Below are 16,899 nucleotides of genomic sequence, written 5' to 3'. Positions count from 1 at the left end.
TTGTATAAAATTCCTTGTATATTGTAACACTGGAACACAAGGGCAGAAGGTTTGTGGGGGTGGAAGAGAAGGTGGCCAATTTGCAGAACACCAAAAGAATCATGATCAGCTTGCCCGATCATCTCTTGCAGGAAGTGGATGGGATCGTTCAATTGGAGAACTCTAACCGTAGTGAATTGATCAGGCAGGCCATGAAGCTGTACTTGACTGAACGGAGGAAACGTACCATCCGGGAGTCGATGCAGCGGGGATACATGGAAATGGCTAAGATTAATTTGACCATGGCAAGCGAGGCCTTTCTCGCAGAGGAAGATGCAGACAGTACTCTTGGCCGCTTAGTAAGCGGGGTGTAAATATTGATTGTTAAACGCGGCGACGTTTTTTTTGCCGACCTTTCACCGGTCGTGGGTTCAGAGCAAGGCGGAGTTAGGCCGGTACTGGTCATTCAGAACGACATTGGCAATCGCTTCAGCCCGACTGTAATCGTGGCAGCTATCACTGCCCAGATCCAGAAGGCCAAACTGCCGACGCATGTGGAGATTGATGCGGCTGCCCATGGCTTTGACCGGGATTCCGTTATATTGCTGGAGCAGGTTCGGACCATTGACAAACAACGCTTAACCGATAAGATCACCCACCTGGACGATGAGACCATGAAGCTGGTGGATGATTCGCTGCAAATCAGCCTGGGTCTGATTGACTTCTGAACCTTATAGGGCTATGACATCAATAATTGTACTAAAAGGCATGCCGGAGATTGTATCCGGCATGCCTTTTTTACAAGGATAAGAATGAATACGTTCGGGGTCGACGGAAAGTAGCGGAGTAATGATTGAAGATAATGCCCCGCTGTGTGGATGGATTATTTGGCAGTCCCACCGGGTGTTGTGCAAGGGCTTGACCTTATGTTACAATTAGACCGGTCAGTCGGTCTATAGGGGGGATACATATCAAAGGACGCTCGGATGGAGAAGAAACCAAGAACCGTATTCTGCAGAATGCTTCACATTTGTTCGCACATAAGGGTTATGGTGCGGTAAGTATGAATGAAGTCTGCTTAGCTGCCAAGGTCAGCAAGGGCAGCCTGTATCATCATTTTCCCAGCAAGGATGAACTGTTCCTGTATGTGGTGGAGGATGATACCCAGAAGTGGCTCTGTGAGTGGGAGGAGCTGCGGAGCAAGATCACCGGGACGGAAGCGAGGCTGTTCGCGCTGGGAGATCATTACGCGAATGACTTCCAGAATCCGCTGATTCATGCACTGGAGGAATACGCCAGATCCCGTACGCTTACCGATGATATGGGCCAGCGGCTCTCGCAGATCTACGAATCTGCTTCACAGGCCTGCCGTGACCTGCTTCAGGAGGGTATGGATTCCGGATATCTGATTCCAGGCAATCTGGACAACTATGTGACCATCGTCAGCGGCATGCTGGAAGGGATCGGCAGGGTCAGCGAGATTACAGCACTCGCCAAGGGGCCTGAGGATATCAGAGAATATTACCGCGGGGCCATTCAGCTGCTGCTTCAAGGACTGCGTACCCGGGAGAGCTGAACGGTAAACGGGATTTTTAATCCACAAGCAGAAACGGCTAAGCTTCATTCATAGGAGCTTATTGCTTTCGAGGCAGCGATATTACATATCGCTTTCAGGCTGTTTCTGCGTGAAAGATAGGGATAATTTTTTGCGGTGCGAAGCGTATAAATTATTATTTTTTAAATAGACCGGATGGTCGGTCTTGTCCACGGCGTTATGCAAGCAGCTGTACACGCGCCGTTATGAGTTCTTCGCCCGTTAATGGGAGAGACTGTTATTACATGAAATGAAGCACACCTGGAGCCTGAAGATTTGCCCGGGAATTACGGAGGGATTTACAATGTCATTATTACTAAGAAACCGGGGCGCGATGCTGCTCCTGATGTTGAATATATTTTTGGCGTTCACGGGGATTGGTCTAGTTGTCCCTATTATGCCGACCTACATGAATGAGCTGGGCATTGGCGGGAGTGTTGTCGGACTGCTGGTGGCCGCTTTTGCCCTGACGCAGCTGCTGGTATCACCGTTTGCCGGGAACTGGTCGGACCGGATGGGCCGCAAAAAAATCATTATCGCCGGACTGATTGTCTTTGCCTTGTCGGAGCTGCTCTTTGGTCTGGCTAATGTGCCTTGGCTGCTCTTCGTATCCAGAATGCTCGGCGGTGCGGGTGCGGCGATGATTATGCCGGCGGTTATGGCTTATGTTGCGGATACGACCTCTTCTGAAGAACGCGCCAAAGGTATGGGCTTGATCAATGCGGCCATTACTACGGGATTCATCATCGGGCCGGGAATTGGCGGATATTTGGCTGAGCTCGGCATCCGGGTCCCTTTTTTCGTCGCTGCCGGAGCGGCTGCCGTTGTCGCACTCATTACTTTTGCCGTTCTGCCGGAATCACTGTCTGCGGAGAAGCGCGATGTAGCGAAGTCTGATGAGGGTAACAAGGAGAATCTGGGAATGCAGATGCTGCGCTCTTACCGCGAGCCTTATTTCTTCGGTCTGGTGATCATATTCGTGCTCTCCTTCGGGCTGGCTAATTATGATACAGTGTTCGGGCTGTTTGTGGATCATAAGTTCGGGTTCACCCCCAAGGATATTGCGTTTGTCCTGACGTTCGGTTCCATCGCGGGTGCGGTGGTTCAGGTTACGGTGTTTAGCTGGATTTTGAACCGTTTCGGCGAAAATAGAGTGATCTCCATCTGTCTGCTCATTGCCGGACTGTCTATCTTCCTCACGCTGTTCGTTCACGGGTTCGCAGCTATTGTTGCAGTGACCTTCATCGTATTCTTGGCGATGGATATTCTCCGTCCCGCCGTCGGCACACAGCTCTCCAAGATGGCGGATGAATCGCAGCAGGGGTTTGTCATGGGGATGAACTCTGCCTACACCAGTCTTGGCAATATTGCCGGCCCGATTGTTGCCGGAATCCTGTTCGATATGGATGTGAATTTCCCTTATGCGGCGGCTGCGCTCGTCATGGTGCTCTGCTTCCTCATGTCGCTGAGTTACGGGCGGCGGAAACGGAGCCAGCGGAGTGCGGTGATGCGGTAAATGGAGGGGAAGGTTGGATACCTATACAACCATGTCCAAGCGTTAGAGGTTATGAATCGGCTATACTGTCCCGCGAGGGACGGTGTAGCCGTTTTTTGTATAACTCCGCTGGGGCGGGTAAGTACACCGGGAACCTCCTCATTAGCCAGGGGATGCTGTAGCGGGACAGGGAGTTGGATTTGTTCCACTTGCTCATAAGTGGAGAAGCCCCTCTGAAACAGCAGTTGGAAAAACAGCACTTAATATAAGGCATATTAGCCAAAGTTGAGGAATGCATGGAATTAAATGACGTTTATCCAACTAAAACACTCGAATGCTCCAAAACAGCTAAAATAAGATACGTTTATCCAGCTATTGCTGCAGAGCGGGTGGGTGCCTGAGGGAACCTTAAACGGGAAAGGTAAAGGTATGCAAGGTAGGGTCCAATTAACCTTGGTAAGCTGCATATTTCGCCTTCCGGGCGGAATATGCTTTGGGGTCCCCGCAAATCTGCTGAGTTATCACCGGTTTGGTAGCTTGCGTTGCGGGGGTACTTTACCGTGCCAAACTTTGGTCCTGCGGCAAACTGTGATAGTATTTTAGTAGAGAGTTATGAACTCAGACTGCGTATAGAAAGAGGGATATACTTGAGCGTTGATACTAATGGGGCGGGTAAAGCGGCGGAAGATGCGGCTGTCCGCCAGGAGCAGGAACTGATTACTGCAGCAATTGCGAAGGAACTGGGCATTAGCCTGAAGCAGGTGCGGACTACGGTGGGGCTGCTGGATGAGGGCAACACGATTCCGTTTATCGCCCGATACCGCAAGGAAATGACCGGAGAGCTGGATGAGAACGCGCTGCGCGATATCGAAGAACGGCTTGGATATCTGCGCAACCTCGGCGAGCGGAAGAAGGATGTCATCCGCAGCATTGAGGAGCAGGGCAAGCTGACCCCGGAGCTACAGGCGCAGATCATGAAGGCTGTGAAGCTGCAGGAAGTGGAGGACTTGTACCGTCCGTTCAAGCAGAAGCGCAAGACACGGGCCAGTGTTGCCAAGGAGAAGGGGCTGGAGCCGCTTGCCGATTGGATCATGGAGCAGCGCCGCCAGGGTAATCCTTATGAAGAAGCGGCCAAATATATAGATGCGGATAAAGGTGTAGACAGTGCGGAGCTTGCTGTCCAAGGGGCAATGGATATCATTGCCGAGAATATTGCCGATGATCCGGCCATCCGTTCCTGGGTGCGCCAGTATACAGCAAGCCAGGGAATTCTGGTCTCCGAAGCGAAGGATGCGGAGCAGGAGAGCGTATATGAGAATTACTATTCCTACCGTGAGCCTGTGCACAAAATGCCGCCGCACCGTATTCTGGCCATCAACCGCGGGGAGCGGGAGAATGTGCTGAAGGTCGGCATTGAGATTATTGCCGATAAGATTCACGCTTTCATTATCCGTAAGCTGGTGAAGGGTCCGTCCCCGGTCAAAGAGCTGCTCGAAGCCGTGACCGAGGATGCCTACAAACGGCTGATCGCACCTTCCGTCGAGCGCGAGGTGCGCGGGGAGATGACGGAAAAAGGGGAGGCGCAGGCGATTTCCATCTTCTCCGGAAATCTGCGCAGCCTGCTGCTGCAGCCGCCGGTGAAGGGCCGCCATGTGCTGGGCGTAGACCCGGCTTACCGCACCGGCTGCAAGCTGGCCGTTGTGGACGATACCGGCAAGCTGCTGGAGGTAGCGGTCACGTATCCGACGCCGCCGAACAACAAGAAGAAAGAGGCGGCGGCTAAATTCAAAGAGCTGATTGCCAAATATGGCATCCAGCTCATCGTAATCGGCAACGGCACCGGCTCGCGGGAGACGGAGCAGTTCACGGCCGAGGTTATTGCCGAGGTCGGGAATCCTGAGCTGGCCTACCTGATCGTTAACGAGGCAGGGGCTAGCGTGTATTCGGCCTCCAAGCTGGCGCAGGAGGAGTTCCCGGACCTGGATGTGGCGGAGCGCAGCGCCGCCTCCATCGCCCGCCGCGTGCAGGACCCGCTCGCGGAGCTGGTGAAGATCGACCCGAAGGCGATCGGTGTCGGGCAGTACCAGCATGATGTGTCGCAGAAGCATCTGGAGGAGAGCCTTAAGGGCGTCGTGGAGTCGGCGGTTAACCACGTCGGTGTCGACGTGAATACCGCTTCGGCCTCGCTGCTGTCCTATGTGGCGGGAGTCAATACGACGATCGCCAAGAATATTGTGAAGTTCCGCGAGGAGAACGGCAAGTTCGCCACGCGCAAGGCACTGCAGAAGGTGCCGCGCCTGGGCGCGAAATCCTACGAGCAGTGCATCGGCTTCCTGCGTATCCCCGGAGGGGATAACACGCTGGACCGCACGCCGATCCACCCGGAATCCTATCCGGTGGTCGACCGGCTGTTCCGCGAGCTGGGCCTCGATGTGGAGAAGCTCGGCAGCAAGGAAGTAGCGCAGCAGCTGGAGGTGCAGGATGCCGCCGAGCTGGCTGTGAAGCTGGATGTCGGCGTGCCTACGCTGCGCGACATCCTGGAGAGCCTGCAGCGCCCGGGCCGCGATCCGCGCGAGGAGCTGCCGCTGCCGATCTTCCGCACGGATGTGCTGAAGATCGAGGACCTGGTTCCCGGCATGGAGATGCAGGGAACCGTCCGCAACGTGATCGATTTCGGCGCGTTCGTCGATATCGGCATCAAGAACGACGGGCTGGTCCATATCTCCCAGCTGAGCGGCAGCTTCGTGAAGCACCCGATGGACGTGGTCTCCGTGGGAGACAATGTCACCGTTTGGGTGATGGGCGTCGACCTGAAGAAGGGCCGCGTCAGCCTGACCATGCGCCAGCCGCGTGAGGTGGCTGGCAGCGTGAAGTAGGGCCGGCGGTATCGCTGGCAGGTTGAAGCAAGGGCAGGCGGTATACGAGGCTGGCTATGCGAGAAGTTAGACCGGCGCTGCAAGCTGGGCGGCAGCGTGAAATAGGGCCAAGCGGCAGATGCCGGGGCCGGCACAGACTCGCGGCACAAGGGAAGCCGTGCCCATTGGACCGGGCATGTCGAACATGCGGAAACTGACCGTCTGAGCTCTATTGCACGAACTGTTGCGGACTCAGATGACCCTATTTTGCTGAAATCAGCGTTTTGATCGTGGTTGCGGACTCAAAGGCCTCTATTTCATGACTCGAGGCCTGCTGGCATGCCCGAAAGATCAAATAACGTCTTCTGAGTCCGCAAGGGAAGCAAAACAGGCTATTTTCGCAAAATAACGTCTCTGGAGTCCGCAAGGAAGAATGCCAACATGTACACTGGAGTGGAGCACCCGGGCAACTGGATCTTGGATAGTCACTATGGAGCTCCAGCAAACTAACCTGTTAATAATGATCAGCCCGCGAATACAGCAGCAGAAGAAACGAATACGAAGCACCACGGCTAATAACCAATCAAGACAGAAATAAGACCCAAATCAGAACCAACCCAAGAACAACCCAAGAACAACCCAAGAACAACCCAAGAACAACCCAAGAACCAACCCAAGAACCACCCATATGACCAGCCGGACGGCTGCGCTTCCTTGAACAGCGCAGCCGTTTTTTGGCAATCCCAAATAGCAGATGTAACGTTCCGGGCCAAGCTGCGGTAGAGAATAGTTATAATTGTTAATGATCTTAATCCCTCTTCCACACAGTGTTATGATGAACAAAAACAGAAGGTGGCGGACCGGTATTGAGCAATAGAGTGATCAGGAATTTCGGACAGAACGATATGGCGGCGCTTGGGGAAATGTATGCGCGGGTGTCGGCACAGGAGGATGTGCTTTTTTGGTGGGTAGGGGAGGAGAGCAATTGGGAGAATGTAATCTGTGCCTTTGAAGGGGATAAAATGGTGGCCAAAGGCCAGCTGCAGATCTTCAATGTGGTTCCTCCGGGACGTCTGCCTGGAAGCAAACATAAGATTTTTGTGAATCTGAAAACACTGCCCGGGCGTGAACAGGATATCGGACTGCTGGACAGTGTCTACTCCCTTCTGCTGGAACGGGCGCATGAACTGAAGGGGACACTGCCCCGGGAATACGGAACGGTTCTGTGTACGGGGAATTACGCCGCAGAAGAGAACTGCAACACTTATTTCGCACAGCATCTGGGTTACCTGCCGCATAGCCGCTTATATACGCTCCACCGTGACTTGAACGAACCAATACCCGTGGTTGAGCTTGCGGCAGGGCTTGAATCAGCGTGGGTTCAGTTGGATTCACCGGAGCAGAGAGAAGCTTATCTGGAACTGGAGGCGGAGATCTGGCCGGATGTCCCGCTGGGACTGGAGCGTCTGCTGGAGTATCAGGAGCATCCGCTTTGGACATCGGCTGTTGTACTGGATGAAGGCAAGGTGGCCGGCAGTCTGATGGTCTGGCAGGAAGATAAGAACGGCATTATCGAGGACGTGTTTGTCCGTGAGCCATGGAGAAGACGCGGGATCGCCAAGGCCCTGCTGGTCCGCGCCCTGGCGTATCTGAAGGAGCACGGGCTGGAGCAGGCGCAGCTTATCGCCATGACTACCAATGAATCGGCACTGTCCCTGTACGCATCCGTGGGTTTCCAAACGGGACGGCAGGAGATCAGATTGTATACGGAGCTGGATTAATAATCACTTAGGATGAATTCCTCTACACAGTGATATCCGCGCAGTGAAAGTTGGGAGGAAGTTCGTATGGCAGTTGAATTAAAGCCAGTGTGTATTGATAATTGGTATGAATGCACCCAGCTTACGGTTAAGCCAGAGCAGCTGAATGTTTTTCCTGCACCTGTGGTGTATTGGATTGCCGAATCTAAATATGTTGATGAACAAGGAGGATAACTGTTGGATTCCTGCCCTAATGATTGATCACAAGCATCAAGGCAAAGGGTATGGCAAGGCGGCAATGGAAACCTTGATTCAGCTGATGAGTGGTTCCAATTGTACTAGAATCATGATTGGGCACCGGCCGGACAATCTGATTGCGGGAAGAATGTATGAAGCTTTAGGGTTTCTAAAAGCCAGTGAAAAAGTTATCGAGGGTGAAATCGTTCGTCTGCTACAAATCAGTTAACTAGCCCCCTCCCAATGCTTACCTCCCCATGTGATAAGCGCCTTGCAACTATATCCGGCCGGGCAGCGTCTACAAGGGTAAGAATGGCAGCATGAGGAGGGATATCATGTACAAGGCACAATCAATTGGATTCGCCGCGTTAACGGCAGGAATGCTAATGCTCGCAGCCTGCAGCTCAGCGCCGGAAGCGGCGCCGGGGACCACATCCACACCGGAGCAGACTCAGACATCTGCCCCGGCCACTGCTGCGGTCGTACCATCACCATCTGCATCCCCGGCAACGGTTGCTCCAAGTCCTGAAGCTACGGAACCAACTCCGGTAGCGGAAGACCCCGGACCGCCGGAGGAAGGCACACCGCCTACAGCGCTGGAAGCGGCAACTACAGTAATGCGGGCGCTGAAGAGCGGGAATATGGAGACGCTCGCCGCGTGGGTACACCGGGACCGAGGGGTCCGCTTTTCCCCTTACGCCTATGTTCAAACGGAAAGAGATATTGTGTTAAGCCAGGATGAGCTGACCGGCGCGATGAAGGACCCGCTGAAGCGTAATTGGGGAGAGTCCGCAGGTTCAGGCGAGTCGATGGAGTTAACCTTTGCGGATTATTATAAGCAGTATGTGTACGATGAGGATTTTGCAGGGAAGGCTGAAGTTACTGTGAATCAAAGCCAGGGGCAAGGTACAACCGTGAACAATATCAACGAGGTGTATCCTAAGGAAACTCATGATTTCGTTGATTATTATATCAAGGGGATCGATCCTTCCGCAGAGGGCATGGATTGGCGCAGCCTGCGGCTGGTGTTCGAGAAGAATGGTCAGGATCATATCCTTGTAGGGATCATTCATGATCAGTGGACACCTTAACGTAAGGACTGAAAGCGCCAGTTATTAGTACATCGCAAAAAGCCGCATCCCTTGGTTATCCCAACGGCGATGCGGCTTCTTTTGACGTATATGCGTTTATAGGTTACTGCCATGTGCCATGGTATCAAGCAGTAGCCGCTGTATTTCTCACTTACATCCCTGCGGAAGAAGCGGCAGCAGAAGCCGAACCTGTTACGGATTTGGCTACCGCTGTATACCCTTCAGGCAGGTAAGTCACCGCGGAGGCGGTAGAGATGACCTGCAGATTCATGGAACCGGCAGGCGGAGCAGTCACTTTGAAATAGACCACTGCTGTTTGGTTAGCGCCGAATTCGATCCGCTCAATCGACAGGTTGTAACCCGAGGTAGGCAGATTCTCAACAGTGACAGTGGCTTTGTTTACGCCAGTTGCCGCTTTTTCCAGCGTAACCGCTGCTTCATAGTCATTAACCGGAGCCGTGGCGCTGTCATCCGGAGTGATTACCTCTTTGGCGAATTTGGCTGCGTCATAGATCAGGACAGCGGCTTCCGCACGGGTAACCGGTTCATTCGGACGGAAGGTATTGTTCTTCTCCAGCGTGATCAGGCGGGTATTGACCAGAATCTGCAGACTGTTCATCTCCGCTGTAGACAGCTTGCCGCCATCCGTGATATTAGCGTACATCAGCGTAACCGGGAAGTTCCCTTTACTCTGCAGCGCCTGGGTCAGCAAATGAGCGAACTGGATCCGCGTCATTGCCGCATTGGGGTCGATGGACTTGTCCAGAGACAATCCGCTCTGCTTGGCAGCCACGAATGCGGAGGCATACCATGCGTTATCTTTTACCTTGTCGAAGTAATCGCTGGCTTTGCTGCCGGTTGTATTCTGCGGAGACAGCTTGAGTCCGCTGACGATGAACTGCAGGCCTTGGGCGTAAGTCAGCTTGGATTTCGGTGCGAACATATCACTGGTAATTCCGTTAATGATGCCATTTTGATGGAGTGCATTGATTTTGGATTCGGCCGCATTGCCCTTCAGATCCGAAAAGGCAGAAGCCGATGCTCCGAACGATACTGTTGCTGCCAGAATGCTGCACGCTAGAGTGATTTTTGTAGCGCGCTTCTGGAATGATTTATTCTTCATTGTGCCTCACCTCTTATACTCTTAGATGGCTAAAGGGGCCGAAATGTTGCAGGCAGATCTGTATAAGCTGAAAAAATTGTTGTTGAGCTGAGTGAAGTGCGTCTGTCACCAAGTAACCTAATTGCAGAAGGCGCGTTGTTGTTAGTATCAGCAGACCGCGGGGCCGTCATCCGGGAAAGTGCTTACCGATTGAACATTAGCGGCATTTGGCTGTACACTTGAAGTAGAATCAGTAAACGGATTCAAACACTATCAGGCATTCATACATTCGGCTTATGACAGGAGAACATAGATGATTCAGCAGCAGAGGGTTGAACGGATCAACGTGGGGATTTTTGCCCATGTAGATGCGGGGAAGACGACTACGACAGAGCATATATTATATGAGAGCGGGCGGATTCGCGCACTTGGCAGTGTCGACAGCGGAACGGCGTTGACGGATTCCATGGAGGTGGAGCGGCAGCGGGGGATTTCTGTGCGGGCGGCTCTGGCTTCATTTACGTGGCAAGGAGTGCAGATGAACCTGGTCGATACCCCGGGGCATGTGGATTTCCTGTCCGAGGTGGAGCGCAGCTTGCGGGTGATGGATTGTGCGGTATTGATCCTGTCAGCAGTGGAGGGCGTGCAGGCACAGAGTGAGATGATCTGGAATGCGCTGCGCAAGCTGGGAATTCCGACGCTCATCTTCGTGAATAAAATGGACCGGATCGGCGCGGATCCAGCCGCTGTGCTAACTCAGGCGCGGACCTATCTCTCCGGGGATATTGTGCCTGTGCAGCAGCCCTTATATAGGGAACGGGAATACATAGGGGCGGCGGATTTGTGGAGTGAAGGCGCAGACGCGGCGGCGCGGACAGAACTGCTGGAAGCGCTCGCGGAGCGGGACGAGGAGCTGCTGGAGCTGTATATGGCGGGCGGTACGGCAGATCTGGCGCAGTGGAAAAGAGAGCTGGCCGTTCGGACGGCCGCAGGAAAAATGTATCCGCTGGTGTATGGCGTAGCGGCCAAAGGTCTCGGTGTCACGGCGCTGCTCGATGCCATGACCGAGTATTTCCCCCGCGCGGGCGGAGATGCGGAGCAGCCGGTGTCCGGTATCGTGTACAACATCCAGCGTGACAAAAGCATGGGCCGCATGGCCTTCGTGCGCCTCTATCAAGGAACTATCCGTAACCGGGATACGGTGATGAATTATACGCAGGAGGTTCAGGTCAAGGTGACGCAGATCCGCAAGGTCGAAGGCGGACGCACCGAGGATGTGGGGGCGCTGGAAGCGGGGGACATCGCCGTAGTCTATGGGCTGTCCAGCGTGCGGATCGGCGATGTGCTGGGCCGGCCGGAGGCCATTCCGCAGGAGGCGAAGCTTGCCGTCCCGCTGCTGACCGTTCGTGTCTTCTGGGGAGCGGATGCCGACGACCATAAGGTGATTGCCGCATTTGAGGAGCTGGCCGACGAGGACCCGCTGCTGGATACCCAGTGGCTGCAGGAGGAGCGGGAGCTGCATATCAAGGTGATGGGGCCGATCCAGCTGGAGATTCTGGATAGTGTATTACAGGAGCGATTCGGGCTGAAGGTCACCTTCGGCCAGCCGTCGGTGATCTACAGGGAAACGCCAAGCCGTGCAGGTGAAGGCTACGTTGCGTACCTGATGCCGAAGCCGTGCTGGGCAATTCTGAGGTTCCAGATAGAGCCGGGCCCGCCGGGCAGCGGCCTCGTCTATGAATCATTGGTGCGCAGCTCCGATCTGCTGCCGCAATACCAGAACGAGACGGCCCGCCGCGTGCCGGAGGCGCTGCAGCAGGGTCTGCGCGGGTGGGAGGTCACCGACCTCAAGATCACACTGGTGGAGGGGAACCACCATGTGTGGCATACCCATCCGCTGGATTTTGCCGTGGCTACGCCCATGGCCATCATGGATGGGCTGGCCCATACCGGCACCAGCCTTCTGGAGCCGATCCTGCAGGTGCGCATCGTTGTGCCTGAGGAGAACGGCGGCCGCGTGATGAACGACCTCGTGCAGATGCGCGGCACCTTCGAGCCGCCCGTGCTGCAGGGCGAGCGGATGATCATCGAAGGCAGGCTGCCGCTGGCAACCTCGCTAGATTATCCTGTGACCTTAAGCTCCTACACGAAGGGGCGGAGCACGTTTACTTCCTTTTTTGCCGGCTATGAACCGTGCCCGCCGGACGTCATTGCCGAGCGTACCCGCCGGGGCGTGAACCCGCTCGATCAGGCGAAGTATATTCTGAGCGTGCGGAAGGCGCTGCAGGGGTAGGATGGGGAAAGAAATAGGCAGGGCGTGAGAATCAGTAGCACAGTATAACGAGAGAAGCAGCAATGGAGAGGAGAGAACCGCATGTTCAGAGGCCTGAAGCGGCGAATCGACAATGCGAACCAAATGCAGCGAATGCGCAACGAGAATCCCGAGGAGTTCCGGCGGGCACTGGAGAAGCATACCCGTGAACAGCAAGCCCCAGATAACACTCCCCCGGTACAATCCGGTCCGGCTATCCGGTTTACCCGCTGGTTTCTGTACTTGCTAACCGCGCTCATTCTGCTGGTCATTTTCCTCGGCGTGCCTCAGGCGGATAATCCGATATTTTCACTGCTTAGCTTCGGCCTGCTGCTGTCTCTTCTGTATATGGCGGCCGGTCTGGCCCATCCCTCTATTGTATTTTTCCGGAAAAAACGTTCCCGAATGTTTGCACTCGAACTGTTCGGGCTGATCAGCGGTTTGCTGATTCTACTGATGACGGTTTTTCATACTTAGGAGGGAATTAATTACTTTTGCAGAATATAATCCTGGATCAACAGGTAGAAGATGATCAGTGCGAATGGCAAGCTCCCATGAAATCCCCGGGTCCTTCGCACCTCAGAATTTGACGAAACCTTCTAAGTTAGCGATTGATTAAGAAAAGTCAACGGCTGATCGATACTTATTGTAGTATCGTTTCGGGGAAAGTGCAGTGAATTGATGCAGGAACAGCATGGAATGTGCTGGTTTCCGCTGTCGCACTCCGTGTGGAGTGCGTGGATTGAAATCTACTTGATACGATCCGTATACCCACTCACCGTTATCGTCGCACTCCGTGTGGAGTGCGTGGATTGAAATGGCATTATTTCGGCGTTGCTGCTGTCTTGACCAGTCGCACTCCGTGTGGAGTGCGTGGATTGAAATTTCCACTCGAATAGCGTCGCTCTATGTACGCCAAGTCGCACTCCGTGTGGAGTGCGTGGATTGAAATCATTATATCTGTAAGAAGTCGTTTGAATAATGAAGTCGCACTCCGTGTGGAGTGCGTGGATTGAAATGTTATACGGTATGTTGCTCTGTATCTCCGTAAAAGGTCGCACTCCGTGTGGAGTGCGTGGATTGAAATTCATAAATAGAGCAGGAGATATCATCATCAAAAGTCGCACTCCGTGTGGAGTGCGTGGATTGAAATAGCACAAACGCCGTAGTCGCTAACTGCGTTGTGAACGTCGCACTCCGTGTGGAGTGCGTGGATTGAAATTTCGCTGTCGTCTGGTTCGTCGCATAACTGGCAGTCGCACTCCGTGTGGAGTGCGTGGATTGAAATGAAATCGAACAACAGATTGAACAACAAAACGGCAAGTCGCACTCCGTGTGGAGTGCGTGGATTGAAATATCAGATATTGGATCTGATCGTATGCAAGGATCTCGTCGCACTCCGTGTGGAGTCGTGGATTGAAATGACCCCACACCACCAGTACAGCCAGACACACCGTCACACTCCATGTGGAGTGCGTGGATTGAAATAGATCATAGCGGCCCCAGGCGACGATGGCGTAGAGGTCGCACTCAGTGTGAAATACGTAAAATAAAAAAACAGATCATGACTCAGAAATCAGGCATGATCTGTTTTTCAATTCATTTGCTTGTAACCTTACAATAAGCCTTGCATCAAGATTTACTGTACATCAGTTGCCGGCTGCAGCCAACGCGAACCCATTACAGGCTCTGCTGTAGCGGTATAGCCTTCGGGCAGATAAGTGGAAACCGTCCCTTTGGTGATGACTTGTGGGTACATCATATCCGGATCGGGCAGGGTTATTTTGAAGTAGATCACTGCTTTGGTGGCACTCGTGAATTCGATACGCTCTACCGCCAGGCCGTAGCCGGGGTTAGGCAGATTATCGACGGTGATGGTGGCTTTATTGACGCCTTCAGCAGCTTTTTCAAGTACGACATCTGAAATGTAGTTATTAACCGGAACTGGTTCCGGTTCAGAAGGCTCAATGACTGTATCGTCTTGGTTGATCACCCGCGCTGCAAACTCAGCAGCATCATGAACCATAACAGCGGCCTCGGAGCGGGTGATGATATCGGCTGGGCGGAATTTTCCGTTGTCCAGCGTAATCACCTTCGTGTTCAGCAGAATCTGCAGGCTGTTCATGATTTCTGAAGAGAGGTGTCTGCCATCCGCAACATCTACATACATTTCGGTAACCGGGAAATCACCCTTGCTCTGCAAGGCTTCAGTCAACAGATGAGCGAACTCTGCACGGGTCAAGGTTGCATTCGGATTGGCATTCTGTGCTAGAGTCAAACCGCTCTGCTTGGCGGTCAGGAACGAGGAGGCATACCAGGCATTATCTTTTACATTGTCAAAAAAACTGCTGGCCGTGGAAGTGCTGCCTGTATCTGTCTGTGGCGTCAGCGCCAGCCCTTTGACGAGAAATTGAACGCCTTGCGCCAGGGTCACTTTAGCGTTGGGAGCAAAAAGGTTGCTGGTTATACCGTTGATCACACCGGCGTCATGCAGCGCATTAATTTTGGCTTCGGCAGGATTTCCGTTCAGATCAGAAAAGGCAAAAGCGGATGCCCCAAATGACAAGCTGGCAGCCAGGATTCCGCACGCGATGCTCATATTTTTTGCGCGCTTCAGTAGATTAGTTGGTTTCATTGTGCATCACCTCTACCTACTAAGATGGCTTTTAGGTGGGAAATGTTGCACCTGGCAAAGAAAATTTTTTTCTGATGAATTATTTTCGGATTAAAACAGTGTTTGTTTTATGTCTAAAATAACTCGGATTTTGTCGGATCGTAGAGAAAGGTTCATTTTCAAAAAAAATAGTAAATAATGAGCATGTTTTTTTGAAATACATAAAGTTGGGAATGCGGCAAATGCATAAGTCTTGAAGATTGATCTATTGTGATTCCGCTGTCGCATTCTGCGAGGAATTATTGGTAAAAATTAGGTCTGATGACCTGTTGACGGAAGGATGGCGGAGAGTAACTGATGCATAGGAAAGGTTGTCCGCGAAGCAGAGGGCGGCAATGAGTTATGCAGTATTCTGCGAATTGATTTTTTTAATATAACGCTATGATATTTTTCCTTTTTTATCCTAATTAATACTATAAAATAGAAAACGAAACCCTTGGTGAAATTCGGTGTAGGTTGAAAAGAATGGGATTGGAGAGAAGCGCATGCGGGTTGCACTGGTTTGTTGTGCGGGTTCCACAGAGCCTTGTGAGGGGTGTAGGTTTCAGAATGTTCATTCTTTTTTTTCAAGGGTGTATGGTTGTAAGGTATTTCATTTCAAGGAGCTTGAGGCGCTGGTCGATATTGTTAAGGATGGCTTGAGGTTTGACGGCGTGGTGGTCAGTACCCCGGACTTTAACCTGGGCTTCATTCATACGATGCAATACCTGCAGCAGATGCTTAAGCTGAAAGTATTCCTTATTGTTGAGAAGATCAGCACTCAGGGCATAACCGTCCAGTTCCCTTCCAATCATATTTACATCGACAGCTCGGGAGGCCATGGCTTCCAGGAGGAATTATTCAGCCGTTTGCGCTGCTGGTTCGACGAAGAGCTGAGTGTGAATACGCACTGTACCAGACAAATCAAGGATATCGCGCTTAACCTTCACTCTAAATCCCTGAAAGTCGGAGAGGTTATCATTGAACTCACCAGTAAAGAATATGAATTGCTTGACCTGCTGCTGGAATGCCAGGGCCAGTACATCCCCACCGAGAAGATACTGCACCACCTGTGGGACAGCTATACATCCCCTGAAATTGTCAGGCAGTATGTATACAAGCTGAGGCACAAAATTGAAACGACAGCCGGCAGAAGCGACATCATTCACTTCCGCCGGGGAATCGGATATTCGGTTAGCTTTTAGATCTGACAGTTTTCTGTCAGGTCTTTTTTTTTGCTGGGGAGCCTGTGCTGTCTTCGTGCTGCAGAATAACTGTAAATTAACGCAAGCTTAACAGCCGGGTTATGTCCCCCTCCAAAATTTAACGATACGATGTAATTAATACTATTAGGGAGGCATGTACAGTGACAACGATTCAGAACAGTATCTGGATTCAGGCAGACCGGAACACCGTATTTGACAGAACCAACGATATTGCGGGCTGGACGGATTTGTTCACGGAATATAAAGAAACGCGGGTGCTGGAGCAGGGGGAGTCCTACATCCGTTTTGAATTGACTACATTTCCTGAGCCAAATCGCCCGTCGCGCTCATGGACATCCGAAAGATGGTTGGACCGGCCTAATTTCCGGATTACCGCCAGACGTCTTGCGCCGCTGCTGCCGTTCAAGCACATGAATCTTGAATGGCTCTATGAGGAGCAGGGCGAGGGCACGTACATGACCTGGATTCAGGAGTTTGAGGTAGATCCCGCAAGCGGCCTCACCGCAGAGCAGGTGGAAGCCCATCTGAACCGTACCACGAAGGAGCAGATGGAGGCGGTCAAGCTTAATATCGAGAAACCAAGGATTCGGAGCTGA

The 16,899-nt window shown here is 52.7% G+C and carries 15 protein-coding genes and 1 CRISPR repeat array; of the genes, 13 read left to right on the top strand and 2 right to left on the bottom strand.

All coding sequences use genetic code 11. The features are described 5' to 3' along the window. Positions 1–71: 71 nt before the first annotated feature. The 9 genes from MHI42_RS14415 to MHI42_RS14375 all read left to right on the top strand — a co-directional run bounded on the left by MHI42_RS14415 (position 72) and on the right by MHI42_RS14375 (position 9,011). Positions 72–353 (top strand): ribbon-helix-helix protein, CopG family, encoded by a 282-nt coding sequence (locus MHI42_RS14415; RefSeq protein WP_039307597.1) that lies wholly within the window; start codon positions 72–74, stop codon positions 351–353. A gap of 3 nt (positions 354–356) precedes the next feature. After that, entirely contained in the window at positions 357–707 is a 351-nt protein-coding gene (locus MHI42_RS14410) for a type II toxin-antitoxin system PemK/MazF family toxin (RefSeq protein ID WP_019913013.1), read from the top strand. A gap of 206 nt (positions 708–913) precedes the next feature. Then, the gene (locus MHI42_RS14405) at positions 914–1,555 is read left to right on the top strand and encodes a TetR/AcrR family transcriptional regulator (RefSeq protein WP_342424745.1); all 642 of its coding nucleotides are present in this window, start codon (positions 914–916) and stop codon (positions 1,553–1,555) included. Between the two features lie 322 nt (positions 1,556–1,877). Further along, complete coding sequence (locus MHI42_RS14400) at positions 1,878–3,089, top strand: MFS transporter (RefSeq protein ID WP_342424233.1); 1,212 nt, start codon at positions 1,878–1,880, stop codon at positions 3,087–3,089. A 692-nt stretch (positions 3,090–3,781) separates the two neighbouring features. Further along, positions 3,782–5,944, top strand: coding sequence for a Tex family protein (locus tag MHI42_RS14395; RefSeq protein ID WP_342424744.1), 2,163 nt, complete (start codon positions 3,782–3,784; stop codon positions 5,942–5,944). A gap of 845 nt (positions 5,945–6,789) precedes the next feature. Continuing rightward, positions 6,790–7,704: a GNAT family N-acetyltransferase gene (locus tag MHI42_RS14390; protein WP_340988854.1), complete on the top strand. Its 915-nt coding sequence runs from the start codon at positions 6,790–6,792 to the stop codon at positions 7,702–7,704. A 66-nt stretch (positions 7,705–7,770) separates the two neighbouring features. Next, complete coding sequence (locus tag MHI42_RS14385) at positions 7,771–7,917, top strand: hypothetical protein (RefSeq protein ID WP_342424232.1); 147 nt, start codon at positions 7,771–7,773, stop codon at positions 7,915–7,917. Between the two features lie 19 nt (positions 7,918–7,936). Continuing rightward, positions 7,937–8,149 (top strand): GNAT family N-acetyltransferase, encoded by a 213-nt coding sequence (locus MHI42_RS14380; protein WP_342424231.1) that lies wholly within the window; start codon positions 7,937–7,939, stop codon positions 8,147–8,149. Positions 8,150–8,255: 106 nt separating this feature from the next. Continuing rightward, entirely contained in the window at positions 8,256–9,011 is a 756-nt protein-coding gene (locus tag MHI42_RS14375; RefSeq protein WP_342424230.1) for a hypothetical protein, read from the top strand. A 151-nt stretch (positions 9,012–9,162) separates the two neighbouring features. Here the strand turns inward: MHI42_RS14375 and MHI42_RS14370 are convergent, their stop codons facing one another. Then, the gene (locus MHI42_RS14370) at positions 9,163–10,134 is read right to left on the bottom strand and encodes an S-layer homology domain-containing protein (protein WP_342424229.1); all 972 of its coding nucleotides are present in this window, start codon (positions 10,132–10,134) and stop codon (positions 9,163–9,165) included. 292 nt (positions 10,135–10,426) lie between these two features. Here MHI42_RS14370 and MHI42_RS14365 point away from each other — a divergent pair, with 292 nt between their 5' ends. Together MHI42_RS14365 and MHI42_RS14360 are read left to right on the top strand one after the other, a co-directional pair. Then, on the top strand, positions 10,427–12,406 hold the full coding sequence (locus MHI42_RS14365) for a translation factor GTPase family protein (protein ID WP_342424228.1): 1,980 nt from the start codon (positions 10,427–10,429) through the stop codon (positions 12,404–12,406). Between the two features lie 81 nt (positions 12,407–12,487). Beyond that, a complete protein-coding gene (locus tag MHI42_RS14360) occupies positions 12,488–12,901 on the top strand; it encodes a hypothetical protein (protein WP_342424227.1) in 414 nt (137 codons plus the stop codon). 239 nt (positions 12,902–13,140) lie between these two features. Then, positions 13,141–13,912: direct repeats of the CRISPR family, unit length 33 nt; unit sequence GTCGCACTCCGTGTGGAGTGCGTGGATTGAAAT. A 151-nt stretch (positions 13,913–14,063) separates the two neighbouring features. Here MHI42_RS14360 and MHI42_RS14355 read toward each other — a convergent pair. Continuing rightward, entirely contained in the window at positions 14,064–15,059 is a 996-nt protein-coding gene (locus tag MHI42_RS14355) for an S-layer homology domain-containing protein (protein ID WP_342424226.1), read from the bottom strand. Between the two features lie 611 nt (positions 15,060–15,670). Here MHI42_RS14355 and MHI42_RS14350 point away from each other — a divergent pair. Both MHI42_RS14350 and MHI42_RS14345 read left to right on the top strand, forming a co-directional pair. Beyond that, on the top strand, positions 15,671–16,282 hold the full coding sequence (locus MHI42_RS14350) for a winged helix-turn-helix domain-containing protein (RefSeq protein ID WP_157763983.1): 612 nt from the start codon (positions 15,671–15,673) through the stop codon (positions 16,280–16,282). Positions 16,283–16,443: 161 nt separating this feature from the next. Continuing rightward, positions 16,444–16,899, top strand: a complete 456-nt coding sequence (locus MHI42_RS14345; protein ID WP_171717783.1) for an SRPBCC family protein — start codon at positions 16,444–16,446, stop codon at positions 16,897–16,899.

The sequence above is a fragment of the Paenibacillus sp. FSL E2-0178 genome, from assembly GCF_038593005.1.
In the GTDB taxonomy this organism is placed as follows: domain Bacteria; phylum Bacillota; class Bacilli; order Paenibacillales; family Paenibacillaceae; genus Paenibacillus_AQ; species Paenibacillus_AQ phytohabitans.
This window is presented reverse-complemented; position numbering and strand designations above follow the sequence as displayed.

Excerpts from the sequence above, each read along its gene's own strand:
- MHI42_RS14400 (WP_342424233.1), top strand. The coding sequence starts at position 1,878 with ATGTCATTATTACTAAGAAACCGGGGCGCGATGCTGCTCCTGATGTTG.
- MHI42_RS14385 (WP_342424232.1), top strand. The coding sequence starts at position 7,771 with ATGGCAGTTGAATTAAAGCCAGTGTGTATTGATAATTGGTATGAATGC.
- MHI42_RS14380 (WP_342424231.1), top strand. The coding sequence starts at position 7,937 with ATGATTGATCACAAGCATCAAGGCAAAGGGTATGGCAAGGCGGCAATG.
- MHI42_RS14375 (WP_342424230.1), top strand. The coding sequence starts at position 8,256 with ATGTACAAGGCACAATCAATTGGATTCGCCGCGTTAACGGCAGGAATG.
- MHI42_RS14370 (WP_342424229.1), bottom strand. The coding sequence starts at position 10,134 with ATGAAGAATAAATCATTCCAGAAGCGCGCTACAAAAATCACTCTAGCG.
- MHI42_RS14365 (WP_342424228.1), top strand. The coding sequence starts at position 10,427 with ATGATTCAGCAGCAGAGGGTTGAACGGATCAACGTGGGGATTTTTGCC.
- MHI42_RS14360 (WP_342424227.1), top strand. The coding sequence starts at position 12,488 with ATGTTCAGAGGCCTGAAGCGGCGAATCGACAATGCGAACCAAATGCAG.
- MHI42_RS14355 (WP_342424226.1), bottom strand. The coding sequence starts at position 15,059 with ATGAAACCAACTAATCTACTGAAGCGCGCAAAAAATATGAGCATCGCG.